The organism is Streptomyces sp. NPDC052012 (genome assembly GCF_040689265.1).
Taxonomy (GTDB): domain Bacteria; phylum Actinomycetota; class Actinomycetes; order Streptomycetales; family Streptomycetaceae; genus Streptomyces.
Genome location: NZ_JBFAXA010000006.1, coordinates 74,259 through 89,126 on the forward strand (window position 1 = coordinate 74,259; position 14,868 = coordinate 89,126).

The 14,868-nt window shown below is 71.5% G+C and carries 12 protein-coding genes and 1 riboswitch; of the genes, 5 read left to right on the forward strand and 7 right to left on the reverse strand.

Annotated elements, in window-relative coordinates:
* Positions 1-13 precede the first annotated feature (13 nt).
* The 3 genes from AB0412_RS13665 to AB0412_RS13675 are packed head-to-tail and all read right to left on the reverse strand — an operon-like array spanning position 14 to position 2,552.
* Positions 14-1,303, reverse strand: a complete 1,290-nt coding sequence (locus tag AB0412_RS13665; protein ID WP_366402745.1) for a bifunctional 3,4-dihydroxy-2-butanone-4-phosphate synthase/GTP cyclohydrolase II — start codon at positions 1,301-1,303, stop codon at positions 14-16.
* Positions 1,300-1,941 carry a nicotinamide mononucleotide transporter family protein gene (locus tag AB0412_RS13670; RefSeq protein ID WP_366402746.1) on the reverse strand — a complete coding sequence of 214 codons (642 nt, stop codon included), beginning with the start codon at positions 1,939-1,941 and terminating at the stop codon, positions 1,300-1,302. Before AB0412_RS13670 ends, AB0412_RS13665 begins: the two co-directional genes overlap by 4 nt.
* Complete coding sequence (locus tag AB0412_RS13675) at positions 1,938-2,552, reverse strand: riboflavin synthase (protein WP_366402747.1); 615 nt, start codon at positions 2,550-2,552, stop codon at positions 1,938-1,940. Before AB0412_RS13675 ends, AB0412_RS13670 begins: the two co-directional genes overlap by 4 nt.
* Before the next feature lie 144 nt (positions 2,553-2,696).
* A riboswitch (FMN riboswitch) is annotated at positions 2,697-2,827 on the reverse strand.
* 223 nt (positions 2,828-3,050) lie between these two features.
* Here AB0412_RS13675 and AB0412_RS13680 point away from each other — a divergent pair.
* Both AB0412_RS13680 and AB0412_RS13685 read left to right on the forward strand, forming a co-directional pair.
* A complete protein-coding gene (locus AB0412_RS13680) occupies positions 3,051-5,375 on the forward strand; it encodes a chitinase C-terminal domain-containing protein (RefSeq protein WP_366402748.1) in 2,325 nt (774 codons plus the stop codon).
* Between the two features lie 174 nt (positions 5,376-5,549).
* Positions 5,550-6,308, forward strand: coding sequence for an NAD(P)H-binding protein (locus tag AB0412_RS13685; protein WP_366402749.1), 759 nt, complete (start codon positions 5,550-5,552; stop codon positions 6,306-6,308).
* 223 nt (positions 6,309-6,531) lie between these two features.
* Here AB0412_RS13685 and AB0412_RS13690 read toward each other — a convergent pair whose 3' ends face one another.
* Positions 6,532-7,899: an ROK family transcriptional regulator gene (locus AB0412_RS13690; protein WP_366402750.1), complete on the reverse strand. Its 1,368-nt coding sequence runs from the start codon at positions 7,897-7,899 to the stop codon at positions 6,532-6,534.
* Positions 7,900-8,021: 122 nt separating this feature from the next.
* Between AB0412_RS13690 and AB0412_RS13695 the strand changes: the two genes are divergently transcribed.
* On the forward strand, positions 8,022-9,227 hold the full coding sequence (locus AB0412_RS13695; RefSeq protein ID WP_366402751.1) for an MFS transporter: 1,206 nt from the start codon (positions 8,022-8,024) through the stop codon (positions 9,225-9,227).
* Here the strand turns inward: AB0412_RS13695 and AB0412_RS13700 are convergent.
* Positions 9,187-9,645, reverse strand: coding sequence for an acyl-CoA thioesterase (locus tag AB0412_RS13700; protein WP_366402752.1), 459 nt, complete (start codon positions 9,643-9,645; stop codon positions 9,187-9,189). The two genes, AB0412_RS13695 and AB0412_RS13700, sit on opposite strands and share 41 nt — an antisense overlap.
* A 130-nt stretch (positions 9,646-9,775) precedes the next feature.
* Here AB0412_RS13700 and AB0412_RS13705 point away from each other — a divergent pair, with 130 nt between their 5' ends.
* Positions 9,776-11,167, forward strand: a complete 1,392-nt coding sequence (locus AB0412_RS13705; protein ID WP_366402753.1) for a solute carrier family 23 protein — start codon at positions 9,776-9,778, stop codon at positions 11,165-11,167.
* Here the strand turns inward: AB0412_RS13705 and AB0412_RS13710 are convergent.
* Positions 11,149-12,264, reverse strand: coding sequence for a glycoside hydrolase family 6 protein (locus tag AB0412_RS13710; RefSeq protein WP_366402934.1), 1,116 nt, complete (start codon positions 12,262-12,264; stop codon positions 11,149-11,151). The two genes, AB0412_RS13705 and AB0412_RS13710, sit on opposite strands and share 19 nt — an antisense overlap.
* A gap of 172 nt (positions 12,265-12,436) precedes the next feature.
* Here AB0412_RS13710 and AB0412_RS13715 point away from each other — a divergent pair, with 172 nt between their 5' ends.
* Positions 12,437-13,123, forward strand: a complete 687-nt coding sequence (locus tag AB0412_RS13715) for a DUF5995 family protein (protein WP_366402754.1) — start codon at positions 12,437-12,439, stop codon at positions 13,121-13,123.
* Positions 13,124-13,132: 9 nt separating this feature from the next.
* On the opposite strand, the gene AB0412_RS13720 is transcribed toward AB0412_RS13715, so the two are convergent.
* Entirely contained in the window at positions 13,133-14,830 is a 1,698-nt protein-coding gene (locus tag AB0412_RS13720) for an NAD(P)/FAD-dependent oxidoreductase (RefSeq protein WP_366402755.1), read from the reverse strand.
* Positions 14,831-14,868: the final 38 nt, after the last annotated feature.

Sequence of the window (14,868 nt, forward strand, 5' to 3'; positions counted from 1 at the left end):
CTGGTGGGCACGGTTACTGGTTGCCGCAGGTCGGCACGGTCGGCGTGTCCAGCCAGGGCAGGTCATGGCCCATCCTGTCCCGCTTGGTGCGCAGGTAGCGCAGGTTGTGCTCGCCCGCGGTGACGGGCATCGGCTCGCGGCCGGTGACCTCGATGCCGTGCCGGACGAGCGCGTCGGACTTGTCGGGGTTGTTGGTCATCAGGCGGACGCTGCGCACGCCGAGGTCGGCGAGAATCTGCGCGCCGGCGCCGTAGTCGCGGGCGTCCGCGGGCAGGCCGAGTTCGAGGTTGGCGTCCAGGGTGTCCCGGCCGCGCTCCTGGAGCTCGTAGGCGCGCAGTTTGGACATCAGGCCGATGCCGCGTCCCTCGTGTCCGCGCAGGTAGACGACGACGCCGCGGCCCTCGGCCTGGATGCGGTCGAGGGAGGCGTCGAGCTGGGGGCCGCAGTCGCAGCGCAGGGAGCCGAAGACGTCGCCGGTGAGGCACTCGGAGTGCATGCGCACCAGCACGTCCTCGCCGCCGCCGAGCTCGCCGTGGACGAGGGCGACGTGCTCGACGCCGTCGACGGTGGAGCGGTAGCCGTACGCGGTGAAGGCGCCGTGGGAGGTGGGCAGGCGGACCTCGGCCTCGCGGCGGACCGTGGGCTCGCTGCTGCGGCGGTAGGCGATCAGGTCCTCGATGGAGATGATCGTCAGGCCGTGCTTGCGGGCGAACGGGATCAGCTCGGGCAGGCGCAGCATCTGGCCGTCCTCGCCGGCGATCTCGACGATGGCGCCGGCCGGGCGCAGTCCGGCGAGGCGGGCGAGGTCGACGGCGGCCTCGGTGTGGCCGTCGCGCACCAGCACGCCGCCGGTGCGGGCGCGCAGCGGGAAGATGTGGCCGGGCCGGACGAAGTCCTCCGGTCCGGCGGTGCCGCTCGCGAGGAGCTGGAGGGTGGTGGCGCGGTCGGCGGCGGAGATACCGGTGGTCACGCCGTGGGCGGCGGAGGCGTCCACGGAGATGGTGAACGCGGTCTTCATCGACTCGGTGTTGTCGTCCACCATCTGCGGGAGCCTGAGCCGGTCCAGCTCGTCGCCCTCCATGGGGGCGCAGATCAGGCCGCGGCACTCGCTCATCATGAAGGCGACGATCTCGGGGGTGGCCTTCTCGGCGGCGATGACGAGGTCGCCCTCGTTCTCGCGGTCCTCGTCGTCGACGACGACGACCGGGCGGCCGGCCGCGATGTCGGCGATGGCCTGCTCGACGGGGTCGAGGGTCAGGTCCTCGGGGCCGTCGGTGCTGTACAGGATGGGTGCCGCGGTCATGCGGGCGCTCCTTCCAGGGCGGGCCGCGCGTCGCGGGAGCGCAGCCACCAGTCGCGCAGGCCCCACAGGACGAGCGCGCCGTAGATGACGTAGACGAAGCCGGAGAAGGCGAAGCCGTTGGCGAAGTTCAGCGGGACGCCGACGAGGTCGACCAGCAGCCAGGCGAACCAGAACTCGACCATGCCGCGGGCCTGGGCGTACATGGCGACGATCGTGCCGACGAAGATGTAGGCGTCCGGCCAGGGGTCCCAGGACAGGGACGGGTAGAGGGTGAACAGGCCGCCGACGGCGAGGGTGCCGAGGGCCGCCGCGGCCACCAGGAGGAGACGCTCGCGTCCGGTGGCGAACCGGACGGCGATGGAGCCGTCCTGGGCCTGCTGCCGGCCGCGGCTCCACTGCCGGAAGCCCCAGGCGGCGACCAGCATGACGACGATCTGCTTGCCTGCGCTGCCGGAGAGGTGGGCGGTGGCGAAGGCGGCGAAGAGGATCAGGCCGGAGACGAACTGGGCGGGCCAGGTCCAGAGGGAGCGCCGCCAGCCGAGGGCGAGGGCGATCAGGCCGATCACGTTGCCGATCATGTCCGACCACTTGATGTGCTGGTCGAACAGGGTGAAGGCCTCGGAGTTGAGCCAGTTCACCGCGCGTCCCCCTCACCGAGGGCGCGGTCGCCGATCATCCGCTCGACGTACTTGGCGATGACGTCCACCTCGAGGTTGACCGGGTCGCCGGGCTGCTTGATGCCGAGGGTGGTCAGCGCGAGCGTGGTGGGGATCAGGCTGACGGTGAAGAAGTCGGGTCCGGCGTCGACGACGGTGAGGCTGATGCCGTCGACGGTGATGGAGCCCTTCTCCACGACGTAGCGGGAGAGATCGGCGGGGAGGGAGATCTTCACGAGCTCCCAGTTCTCGGACGGCTTGCGTTCGAGGATCTCGCCGGTGCCGTCGACGTGGCCCTGCACGATGTGACCGCCGAGGCGGGCGCCGAGGGCCATGGGGCGTTCGAGGTTGACGCGGGAGCCGACGGCGAGTGCGCCGAGGCTGGAGCGGTTGAGGGTCTCGGCCATCACGTCGGCGGTGAACTCGTCGTCCTCGTGCTCGACGACGGTGAGGCAGACGCCGTTGACGGCGATGGAGTCTCCGTGCTTCGCGCCCTCGGTGACGACGGGGCCGCGCAGCCGGAAGCGACAGGCGTCGTCGAGGGTCTCGACGGCGGTGACCTCGCCCAGCTCTTCGACGATTCCGGTGAACACTTCCCGGGTCCTCCTGCCTCTTCGGGCACGGACTCCGGGGCTGTCGAGACGACAGAAGGTACGGGCAGGAACACCGGGAGCGACGCCGGACAGGGCCCGCCGCGACGGCGGACCGGTACGGCGGCGCGCATGGATGCCCGCCCGCCGCGCACTGCCTCCCATCCGGACTTTAACCGTCGGTCCAGGAATTTCACCTGGTCAACCGGCCGCTGGAGGCGACCGGGTCGCGGACTGTAACCGCCGGTTCGGACTTTCACCGACCCCGGAGTGCGCTGCTACTGGTACAGGGCCAGTGTGCCACGCCGGGTCGCCGTCGATGCGGGCGAGGGGTGTGGAGTGGCTCACAGCAGGTGACCCGCGACTGCCGGGCGTGGCGGTCCGGCTCAACTCCCCCGGCCCGGCGGGGCTTTGACTGCCCACGTAATTGGTCCATACCTATTGACGCTGTGGTCTAGTCCTCTTAGGGTCTGCGCCAACTTCCGTGGAGAGGAACCGACTGTGCCGTCCCCCTCACAGCCCGGGGCGAGACCCGCCCTGCTCGCCTCCGCCGCCGCCGTCGCGGGCCTGCTGCTCGCGGGCCTCCCGGCGACCGTCTCGCACGCCGCCGACCAGGAGTCCTGTCGCCCGGACGGCCTGTACAGGACCGCCGGGGTCGACGTCCCCTACTGCTCCGTCTACGACTCGGACGGGCGGGAGAAGATGGGCGCCGACCACCAGCGCCGGGTGATCGGCTACTTCACCGGCTGGCGCACCGGAAAGGACGGGAAGCCCGCCTATCTCGTCTCCGACATCCCCTGGGACAAGATCACCCACATCAACTACGCGTTCGGGCACATCGACAAGACCAACAAGCTCTCCGTCGGCCCGGACGGTCCCGGCAACGCGGCGACCGGGATGACCTGGCCGGGCGTGGCCGGCGCGGAGATGGACCCGGCGCTGCCCTACAAGGGTCACTTCAACCTGCTGAACAAGTTCAAGAAGCAGCACCCGGACGTCAAGACGCTGATCTCGGTGGGCGGTTGGGCCGAGACCGGCGGCTACTTCGACGAGGGCGGCACGCGGGTGAACTCCGGCGGCTTCTACTCGATGGCGACCAACGCCGACGGCTCGGTCAACCAGGCCGGCATCGACACCTTCGCCGACTCGGCGGTCGGTTTCATCCGGAAGTACGGCTTCAACGGCGTCGACATCGACTACGAGTACCCGACGACGATGAAGGACGCGGGCAACCCGCTCGACTGGTCGCTCGCGAACGGCCGCCGGGCCGGGCTGGTCAAGGGCTACGCGGCGCTGATGAAGACCCTGCGCGAGAAGCTCGACCGGGCGGGCGCGGCCGACGGGAAGCACTATCTGCTGACGGTGGCGGCTCCCTCGTCCGGCTATCTGCTGCGCGGCATGGAGACCTTCCAGGTCCAGAAGTACCTGGACTACGTCAACATCATGTCGTACGACCTGCACGGCGCCTGGAACGAGTACGTCGGCCCCAACGCCTCCCTCTTCGACGACGGCAAGGACGCCGAGCTGGCCGCCGCGGGCGTCTACACGACCTCCCAGTACGGCGGCATCGGCTACCTCAACACGGACTGGGCGTACCACTACTTCCGCGGCTCGATGCCCGCGGGCCGCATCAACATCGGACTGCCGTACTACACGCGCGGGTTCAAGAACGTCACCGGCGGCACCGACGGGCTGTGGGGCAGGGCGCCCTCGACGAACTGCCCTGCCGGTTCCGGGCTGACCAAGTGTGGTGACGGCGCCACCGGCATCGACAACCTCTGGCACGACCTGGACACGGGCGGCAAGGAGTCGCCCGCCGGTTCCAACCCGATGTGGCACGCCAAGAACCTGGAGAAGGGCGTCGTCGGGGACTACGTGACGGACTACGGCTTCCCCGCTGACACGAAGCTGACCGGCACCTACGCCCGCAAGTACGACTCCACGCTGGTCGCGCCCTGGCTGTGGAACGCCGAGAAGAAGGTGTTCCTGTCCACCGAGGACGAGCAGTCGGTGAAGGCCAAGGCCGACTACGTCGTCGACCGGGGCATCGGCGGCACGATGGTGTGGGAGCTGGCCGGCGACTACGACTGGAACGCGGCCGAGGGGCAGTACGAGCCGGGCTCGACGCTGACGACCGCGATGTACGAGAAGTTCAAGTCGGCCCCGCCGTACGGCGCGAAGCGCGCGACGACCCCGCTTCCGAGCGAGGCTCTGAAGATCGACGTCGAGTTCGGGCAGTTCCCGCTGGGTGACTCCAACTACCCGATCAGCCCGAAGCTGAAGATCACCAACAACACCTCGGCGACGCTGCCGGGCGGTACGGAGTTCCAGTTCGACTACGGGACCTCGGCGCCCGGCAACGCCAAGGACCAGTCGGGCTTCGGCACCACGGTGATCCGCTCCGACCACACCGGCGGCAACGTGGGCGGGCTGAAGGGTGACCACCACCGGGTCTCGCTGAAGCTGCCGTCCTGGCAGTCGCTGGCGCCCGGCGCCTCGGTGCAGCTGGACTTCGTGTACTACCTGCCGGTGTCCACACCGTCCAACTGGACGGTCACCTTCGGCGGCAGGACCTACGCCCTGGCCGGTGACCTGGCCCGCGGCACGACCGTGGTCGAGCCGGGCGGGGGGACGCCGACCGACCCGCCGACCACGCCGCCGCCCGGCGACTGCGAGGCGGCCGCCTGGAACGCGTCGACCGAGTACGGCGGAGGCAGCGTGGTCTCCCACAAGGGCCGCACCTGGAAGGCCCAGTGGTGGACGAAGGGCGAGGAGCCCGGGACGACCGGAGAATGGGGAGTCTGGAGGGATCAGGGAGCCTGCTGATCCTCACCCCCAGTGAGACCGGCCCGGCGGCGGTGACGACGGCCCTTGCCCGCCGCCGGGCCTCACCATCCCGAGTGCGCCGTTCCCGGTGCGAGCCGTGGGGAACCCGGCGAAGCTGGACTTCGCTCAGGCGCCCCACCGGGGCGCGTCCGGCGTTCGAAAGGGCTGACGAGCATGACCACGATCCTGGTGACGGGCGGGACCGGAACTCTCGGCCGGCAGGTGACCGAGCGGCTGCGGTCGGCCGGGCACGATGTGCGCGTGCTCAGCCGGCACACCGAGCCGTACGCCGTCGATCTGCGCGAGGGCGGCGACGCGCTGGACACGGCCGTCACCGGGGTGGACACGATCGTGCACTGCGCGACCGCGCCGCGCGGTGACGAACAGGCGGCGAGGAATCTGATCACCGCGGCGCGGGGGGCCGGGGTGGGGCATTTCGTGTACATCTCGATCGTGGGGGTCGACCGGGTGCCGTTCCCCTACTACAAGGTGAAGCTCGCCGTCGAACGGCTGGTCGAGGAGTCCGGGCTGGGCTGGACGGTGCTGCGCGCGACCCAGTTCCACGACCTGCTGTTCAAGCTGTTCCAGGGCCTGTCGAAGCCGCCGGTGGTGCTGCTCCCGGCCCGGGTGAAGGACCAGCCCGTCGAGGTCGCCGAGGTCGCCGAGCGCCTGGCCGAGCTGGCCCAAGGTGCGCCCGCGGGGCGCGTCGACGACATGGGCGGCCCGGAGGTGCGCACGCTGGAGTCCCTGGCCCACTCGTATCTGCGCGCCGCCGGCCGTCGCCGGCCGGTGGTGAAGGTCCCGCTGCGCGGCGAGGCGTACCGGGCCTTCCGCGCCGGGGGCCATCTGACCCCGGAGCACGCGGTCGGCAAGGGAACGTTCGAGGACTTCCTGGCGGCGCGATACGCCAAGGGCGGCCGGCAGGGCGGCTAGGCCCTGTCGTCACATTCCCGCCTGCCCGGCGACGCCGTGCATGCTCCCCCACTGCCTTGAGGGCGCGGGAAGTATCCCCTCGCGCCGCACCGGGCGCCGACCACGTACCACCAGTACGCCGGTCGACGCCCGGCACTCCCCAGCCTCCGGCCGGGGACCACCAAAGCACGCGCCCGGCCTCGCCGGGCCGGCCTTCGGGCGGACGGGGATGTGACGACAGGGCCTAGCGCGCGCCGAACAGCTCGTCCTGGGCGCGGTCGCGGGCGGTCAGCAGCGCGCCCCGCAGGACGGCCGCCCCGCCCAGCGCGCTGGGCCGCACCTCGGTCGGCAGCGGCGACATCCGCACCAGCCGCTCCCGCACCCGGCGGGCGAGCTCCTCGGCACCGGCCTGCCCGATCTCTCCGCCGAGCACGACACACCCCGGATCCAGCAGGGCCACCACGGACGCGACCCCGACGGCGACGCGATCGGCGAGGGCGTCGAGGAAGCGGGCGGCGGCCACGGCCGCGGAGCCCGACACCTCCCCGGCGGGCGCCTCGGCGAGCGCAGCCTCCCCGGTCGATGCCTCCCCCGCCGGCGCCTCACCGGTCGGCGCCTCACCGGTCGGTGCGTCTCCAGTCTCTGCGTCTCCAGTCTCTGCGTCTCCAGTCGGCGCGACTCCAGCCGGCGCGACTCCAGCCGGCCCCTCTCCGCCGAGCGCCCGCACAGCCGCCCGCACGGCCCCCGCCGCCGCGGGATCCGCCCCCGGCTCGGGCGTCATCCCGTGCTCCGCCGCCAGTTGCGCCACCGCCGGTGCTCCCACCAGGGAGTGGAAGCCGCCGGCGCAGTCCGTGGCCGACGGAAGGCCGGCGGTGCCGGGGACCGGCAGGAAACCGATCTCGCCCGTGCCGCCCGAGGTGCCCCGGCGCAGTGCGCCGTCCAGGATCACGGCCGCTCCCGTACCGTGGCCGAGCCACAGCAGGACGAAGGTGTCCCGGTCGCGGGCGGCGCCGTCGCGCTGCTCGGCCAGGGCGGCGAGGTTGGTCTCGTTCTCGACGCTGACGCGGGCCTCGGGCAGGCGTTCCTGAAGGGCGGCCACCAGGCGGCGGTGCCAGGCGGGCAGTTTCGAGGAGTCCCTCAGTTCGCCGGTCCCGGGGTCGATCAGGCCGGGCGCGCCGATGCCCACGGTGTGCAGCCGGTCCGCGCCGGCCTCCTTCAGCGCCCGCTCGACCAGCGCCACCGCCTGTTCCACGGCCGGTCCCGTCCCGGCGTCCCCGGTGATCGGCACGGACGCCTCGGCGAGGATCTCGCCGACGAGGTCGGAGACGACCACGGCGACGCCCTCGGTGCGCACGTCGAGGGCGGCCAGATGCGCCCGGCCCGCGACGATGCCGTACAGCTTGGCGTTGGGCCCGCGCCGCTGCTCCCCCGCCTCGCCGACGACCGCGATGAGACCGGCGGCGGTGAGGCGCTCGACCAGGTCTGCCACGGTCGGCCGGGACAGCCCCGTCAGCTGCTTCAGCTGTGCCGCCGTCAGAGGTCCTTGCTGCTGGAGCAGACCGAGGGCGAGCCGGTCGTTGATGGCTCGGGCGGTGCTCGGGGATGCGGGCATGCCGGGATCCTAGCCGTAAACCCCTTATCTTTCAGGCAGGGTTCCTGATAGTTTACGGCGGCGCTGCGGCAACGCTCTGCGGCGCGACGGTAACGGGAACGGGCGCCGGGAAGGGCGGGACGATGAGCGCAGTGGTCCACGGACAGCGTGATGTGAGGCGGGCGCGGTACGCCGTCGCCGCCGTGTTCGCCGTGCACGGTGCCGTCACCGGTTCGTTCGCCACCCGCGTGCCGTGGATCCAGGACCACGCCGGGGTGAGCGCCGGGCAGTTGGGGCTCGCCCTGGCGTTTCCGGCGATCGGCGCGTCCCTGGCGATGCCGCTGGCCGGGAGCATCAGTCACCGGTTCGGCGCCCGCAACGCCCTGCGCGGACTGATCGCCCTGTGGACGCTGGCGCTGATCCTGCCGTCCCTCGCGCCGAACATGCTGACGCTGTGCCTCGCCCTGTTCGTCTACGGCGCCACGGCGGGCATGTCCGACGTGGCGATGAACGCGCTGGGCGTGGAGGTGGAGAACCGCCTCGACAAGTCGATCATGTCCGGGCTGCACGGCATGTGGAGCGCCGGCGCCCTGATCGGCTCGGCGGCCGGCACGCTCGCCGCGCACATCGGCGCGGACGCCCGGCTGCATCACGCGCTCGCCGCGGCCGTGCTGACGGTGGTGGGTGTCGGCGTCTGCGCCTGGGTGCTGGATCTGCAGCCCGCCGCCGACGAGGAGCCGCCGCCGCGGTTCGCGCTGCCGCCCCGCTCGGCGCTGCTGATCGGCGCGATCGGGTTCTGCGCGGTCTTCGCGGAGGGCGCGAGCCTGGACTGGTCGGCGGTCTATCTGCGCGACCAGCTGCAGACGTCGGCCGGTCTCGCCGCCGCCTGCACCACCGGATTCACGCTGACCATGGCGATCGCCCGGATCGCCGGGGACCGGGTGGTCGACCGCTACGGCGCGGTGCGCACGGTCCGGGCGAGCGGGGTCGTCGCCGTCCTCGGCGGTCTGCTGATCGTTCTCGCGGAGCACCCGGTGATGGCGATGACCGGCTTCGCGCTCATGGGTCTCGGCATCGCGGTGGTCGTGCCGCTGTGCTTCGCGGCGGCCGGCCGCAGCGGCTCCAACCCCAGCCTCGCGATCGCCGGTGTCGCGACCATCACCTACACCTCCGGGCTGATCGCCCCGAGCGCCATCGGCCTGCTGGCCCAGGCGACCAGCCTGATGGTGTCGTTCGTGCTGGTCACGGTGCTGTCGGTCGGTGTGGCCGGACTCGCGGGCGTGCTGCGCGCGGGCGACCGTACGAAGGTCACGCGGCCGGAGGCAGCAGTTCCCGAGCCGCGGCCCTGAACATCTCGCTCCAGGGCGCCGGGCGGAGCGTCCCGGCGTCCAGCCGCACCAGGACCCGGCTGCCCCGAGCGTAGGTCACCGTCCCGTCCGCCGAGCAGAAGCGGAAACCGTAGGTCAGGCCGGTGGTGCCGAGCCGGTCGAGCCACAGGTGCACGGCGTAGTCGCCGGTCCTCGTGACCGGCGCCTCGTAGCTGATCCGCAGCTCCCTGACCGCGTTGCAGGCGTCGCCGGCGGCGGCCCAGTCGCCCTCGAAGCTGATGCCCTTCTCCTGCCACAGCTCGGTCCAGGCGCGCTCGACCAGCAGCGGGTAGCGGGCGTTGTGCAGCAGGCCGAGCGCGTCGAGGTCGTCGAAGTGGACGGTCACGGGGATCAGCCGGCCGTAGGACAGGACGGGGGCGGGCGGGGCTTCGGCGGTCACGGGCGCGTCTCCTGGAAGGGCCTTGCGGTGGAACGTTCAACCACCCCATCCTAAGCAGGCGCTCAGCACCCTCCGGGACCAGGGACAATGGTCGGCGGCCACTGCCCGCACGACGAAAGCGACACCCCTCATGGATCTCGGCGTCCGCTGGAAGAAGCACGGCGACGGACGCACCCCGGCGCCCGGAGCCGTCGTCCGCCCGGACGAACGGCTCTCCTGGCCCCGCACGGCGGGGCTCGGCGCCCAGCACGTGGTCGCGATGTTCGGCGCGTCCTTCGTGGCCCCGGTGCTGATGGGCCTCGACCCGAATCTCGCGATCATGATGTCGGGCGTCGCGACGATGGTGTTCCTGCTCGCCACGCGTGGCCGGGTGCCCAGCTATCTCGGCTGCTCACTGTCCTTCGTGGGCGTCGCCGCGGTCATCCGCGCCGACGGGGGCTCCAGCGCCACGGTGACCGGTGCCGTCCTCGTGGTCGGCGTCGCGCTGTTCCTCGCCGGGCTCGTCGTGCAGCGGTTCGGGGCGCGGATCATCCACGCGGCCATGCCGCCGATCGTCACCGGCGCGGTCGTGATGCTGATCGGGTTCAACCTGGCCCCGGTGACGGCCTCCACGTACTGGCCGCAGGACCAGTGGACGGCGCTGCTGGTGATGCTGTTCACCGGTCTGGCCGTGGTCTGCCTGCGCGGCTTCTGGTCGCGGATCGCGATCTTCCTGGGGCTGGTCCTCGGCTACGGCCTGTCCTGGGCCCTGGACCGGATCTTCGGGAAGATCCACTCCGTGGACGGCAGCGGGAAGGTCACCGACCACTGGCGTCTGGACCTCTCCGCGGTCGGCCAGGCCGACTGGATCGGGCTGCCCTCCGTCCACGCCCCCTCGTTCGAGTGGTCGGCGATCCTGGTCGCCCTGCCGGTGGTCATCGCGCTGATCGCCGAGAACGCCGGGCACGTCAAGGCGGTCGGCGAGATGACCGGCGACCCGCTGGACGACAAGCTCGGCACGGCGATCTCCGCCGACGGCGTCGGCTCGGTGCTGTCCACCGCGGTCGGCGGCCCGCCCACCACCACCTACTCCGAGAACATCGGCGTGATGGCCGCGACCCGCGTCTACTCGACCGCCGCCTACTGGGCCGCCGCCTGTTTCGCCCTGCTGTTCGGCCTGTGCCCCAAGTTCGGCGCGGTCGTGGCCGCCATCCCGGGCGGGGTGCTCGGCGGCATCACCGTCATCCTCTACGGCATGATCGGCCTGCTCGGCGCGCAGATCTGGATCAACGCCGAGGTGGACCTGCGCAATCCGCTGAACCTGGTGCCGGCCGCCGCGGGCATCATCATCGGCGTCGGCAACGTCTCCCTGGAGATCACCGACACCTTCTCGCTGAGCGGCATCGCGCTGGGCACGATCGTCGTCATCACCGGCTACCACGCGCTGCGCGCCTTCGCGCCCGCCCACCTCAAGACCCAGGAGCCCCTGCTCGACGAGGGCACGTCCAGCTACGACGAAGGGGCTCAGCGCGCCAGTTCGTAGGCGTACGACGCGGTGAACGTGCCGGGCGCGCCCTTGCAGCCGTCGGACTCGCCGGGCAGCTTCACCCACAGGTAGGCGTCGATGCGGGCCTCGCCCGTGCTGAGCGTCGGGGCCCGGCCCAGCTTGCGGCCGGCCGGGTCGCACCACTGGCCGTCGGGCGGGGCACCGGCGCCGTTGCGGCTGGTGTCGATCACGGCACCGAGGCTCGACGGGCCGCCGAGGGCGTCGAGCACCGCCCGGTTGTGGGCGATCTCGTCGGCGGTGCTGTGGAAGTTGGAGACGTTGCTGAAGATGCCGTCGGAGGAGGCGGCCGAGGCGGCACCGGCCTCGCGCAGCCAGCCGGCCTGCGTGGCGGGCGAGTTCCAGCCGGAGTGCCCGGCGTCGAAGTAGACCCGCGCCCGCGGATTGGCGTCCTTGATCACCCGGCCGGCGCGGGCGAGTGAGGCGAAGCGGTCGGCGCGCTGCCCGGCGGAGAGGCACTCGGCCTGGGCCACCGAGTCGGGCTCCAGTATCACGATGACCTCACCGCCGCCGAGCCCGGCGGCGAACTTGTCGACCCAGGCGTCGTAGGCGTTCAGGTCCGGCGCTCCGCCCTGGGAGTGGCCGCCGCAGTCGCGGTCGGGTATCGCGTACGGCACGAGGACCGGCACCTGGCCCCGCGCGGCACCGCTGGAGGTGATGGTGCGCACCCGGGAGGTGACGGTGTCCGGGGAGTAGTCGGCGAACCAGACGGCCGCGGGCTGGTCGGCTATGCGCTCCTTGATGACCGCGTGGCGCGGATCGCCGGGGTTGGCGCGCACCCAGTCCAGGACCCGGGACTGGGGGTGGAGGTAGAGACGGGTGGACACGGGGGCCGAGCGCGGCTTCTGTTCCGTCTTCTTCGGGGTCGGCTTGGCGCTCGCCTTCTTCTTCTTGGCCTTGGGCGAGGGCGACGCGGACGGCGACGGGGAGGCCGACGGCACATGGGGCGGCGGTTCCAGCAACGGCGACGAGGTCACCTCGGGCCGTGCCTCGTCGGAGCCGCGGCCCTCACCGAGGGCCGAGATCATCCCCGTGGCGGTGCCGACGGCGACCACCACAGAGGCCGCCGCGACCATCGTGCCGCGCCGGGCTGCGCCTCTGCGCTCGGCCTTCCGCGCGGCCAGGCGCTGCGCACGCGAGCCTGACACAGTACTGCTCCCCTCCCCCGCGACGGGCGCGTTCCCCCGTTCCGGGGAAGCGTCGGGCCCGCCGCCACTGGCTCCACCCTAAAGGTGGGACTCTGCGCTCATGGCGCAATGCGAGCAAGTACTCACTCCCGTAGACGGGGTCATCTCCCGTATGCGCGCCCTGGACGCCGCCCTTCCCGCCCGGGACGGGGTCGCCGTGTTCAACCGCGTCTACCTCGCCGTGACCGAGGAGGTGGACCGGCGTATCGACGCGGGCCGGTTCCCCGACGCACGGGCGGCGATCACGCTGGACGAGCGGTTCGCCCGACGCTACCTGGACGCCGTCGACACGGTGTTCGAGGAGCGGCGTCCGCCCGCCTGCTGGCGCCCTCTGCTGCAGTTCCGCCGTCATCCCGGAGTACGTCCGCTGCAGTTCGCCCTCGCGGGCATCAATGCGCACATCGGCCACGATCTGGCGCTCGCCGTCGTAGACAGTTGTCGTACGCTCGGCTGCGCACCCGTCCACCTGGAGGACGAGTTCGACCGGGTGGGCGATCTCCTCGTGTCGCTGGAGGAGCGCATCCGCGAGGATCTGATGCCCGGCCCCGATGTGCTGCAGATCGCCGATCCGCTGACCCATCTGCTGGGCGCCTGGAGCCTGGAGCGGGCCCGGGACGCCGCCTGGACCGCGGCCCGGGCCCTGTGGGCTCTGCGCGGCCTGCCGGACGTCGCCGAGGAGTTCACCCACCGCCTGGACACGGCGGTGGGTTTCGCCGGCCGCATGCTGCTCACGCCGCTGCCGGACTGAACCCGGCGATCAGTCCTCGGGGAGCTCCACCGGCGCGATCTCGTCGTACACGTCGCCGGGGCCCGGGTTGGACGGGTCGGTCTCGCCGCCGAAGTGGTGCATGACGCCCCAGACGGCGTTGAGCGCGGTCTGCACGGCGCCCTCGGCCCAGCCGGCCGTCCAGGAGATGTCGTCACCGGCGAGGAAGATGCCCCGCTTGTCCTCGGGCAGCCGGTCCTGCATGAAGTGGGTGAACAGCCGCCGCTGGTAGCGGTAGTGGCCGGGCAGGTTGGCCTTGAACGCGCCCATGAAGTAGGGCTCGTTCTCCCAGGAGACGGTCACCGGGTTGCCGATGATGTGCTTCCTGATGTCGACCTTGGGGTAGATCTCGCCGAGCGACTTCAGCATGACCTCCATCCGCTCGTTCGCGGACAGCGGCAGCCACTTCAGGCTGTCGTCGCACCAGGTGTAGGACAGGCAGATCACGGCGGGCCGGTCCGGCCCGTTGTCCAGCAGGTAGGTGCCGCGGGTCATCCGGTCGGTGAGCGTCATCGACATGACGTCCCGGCCCGTCTCCTCGTCCTTGTCCAGCCAGAACGGCCGGTCGACGGGCACGAAGAGCTTGCTGGACTCCATGTAGTGGGTGCGCTCGATCGCGGTCCAGTGGTCGATCGGGAACAGCGAGTCGTCGCAGGCGATCTTGGACAGCAGCATCCAGGACTGGGCGGTGAAGATCGCCGCCTGGTAGGTGCGGATGTCGCCGTTCGCGTCCGTCACGGTGATCTGGTTGCCCGCGGTGCGGTGCAGCCGGGTCACGGCCGGGCGGGGCTCGCCGTCCACGTGCAGGGACTTCAGCGAGGTGCCGTACGGCCAGTGGACGATCTTCTCCGGCTCGCGCTCCCACAGGCGCAGCGGCAGCTGCTGGGAGCCGCCGACGATGCCGCGGTGGTGGTCGTCGGCCTCGGTGTAGACGACCCGCAGGATCTCCAGGATGGAGTTGGGGAAGTCGGTGTCCCAGCCGCCGGTGCCGAAGCCGACCTGGCCGAAGATCTCGCGGTGCCGGAAGGACTTGAAGGCCTCGGAGTCGCAGAGGAAGCCGTAGAAGGTCTGGTTGTCCAGCTTCTCGACGAGCTTCGCCCAGATCTCGCGGATGCGCGGGACGTCGCGCTCGCGCATCGCCCGGTTCATGTCGGAGAAGTCGGCGCCCTCTTCGAGGCACTTGTTCCACGCCTCGGCGACGTCCCGGTAGACCTGCGGCAGGTCGTCGATGGTCTCGGCGTAGTGCGACTCGCCCTTGAGGTCGACGACCGTCGACGGGGTCGCCTCGGCCAGCGGGTTGGGGAACGGGCGGGTCTCGAGGCCCACCAGGTCGATGTAGTGCTGGAGCGCCGTGGAGGACGGCGGGAAGCGCATCGCGCCCATCTCGGCGGTGAGCGAGGGGTCGCAGCCGTCGAAGCCGACGGTGCGCAGCCGGCCGCCGATCTGGTCGGCCTCGTAGACGACGGGCTTGAGGCCCATCTTCATCAGCTCGTACGCGGCGACGACGCCGGACAGGCCACCGCCGATGACGGCGACCTCGGTGCCGTGCTCGGTAGCGGGTATCTGGCCGAGGCCGGCCGGGTGGGCGAGGAAGTCGTCGTACGCGTAGGGGAAGTCCGGGCCGAACATGGTGATCGGCGGCTGCTGCTCGTCGGTGTGCTCGACGGCGTTGGGCACCGTGGACGTCATGGGGTACGGACTCCTTGCACGAAGTACTTCGAAGGGGG

Coding starts and splice junctions, on each gene's coding strand:
- AB0412_RS13665 (WP_366402745.1), bottom strand. CDS start 1,303: ATGACCGCGGCACCCATCCTGTACAGCACCGACGGCCCCGAGGACCTG.
- AB0412_RS13685 (WP_366402749.1), top strand. CDS start 5,550: ATGACCACGATCCTGGTGACGGGCGGGACCGGAACTCTCGGCCGGCAG.
- AB0412_RS13690 (WP_366402750.1), bottom strand. CDS start 7,899: ATGCCCGCATCCCCGAGCACCGCCCGAGCCATCAACGACCGGCTCGCC.
- AB0412_RS13695 (WP_366402751.1), top strand. CDS start 8,022: ATGAGCGCAGTGGTCCACGGACAGCGTGATGTGAGGCGGGCGCGGTAC.
- AB0412_RS13705 (WP_366402753.1), top strand. CDS start 9,776: ATGGATCTCGGCGTCCGCTGGAAGAAGCACGGCGACGGACGCACCCCG.
- AB0412_RS13710 (WP_366402934.1), bottom strand. CDS start 12,264: ATGGTCGCGGCGGCCTCTGTGGTGGTCGCCGTCGGCACCGCCACGGGG.
- AB0412_RS13715 (WP_366402754.1), top strand. CDS start 12,437: ATGGCGCAATGCGAGCAAGTACTCACTCCCGTAGACGGGGTCATCTCC.
- AB0412_RS13720 (WP_366402755.1), bottom strand. CDS start 14,830: ATGACGTCCACGGTGCCCAACGCCGTCGAGCACACCGACGAGCAGCAG.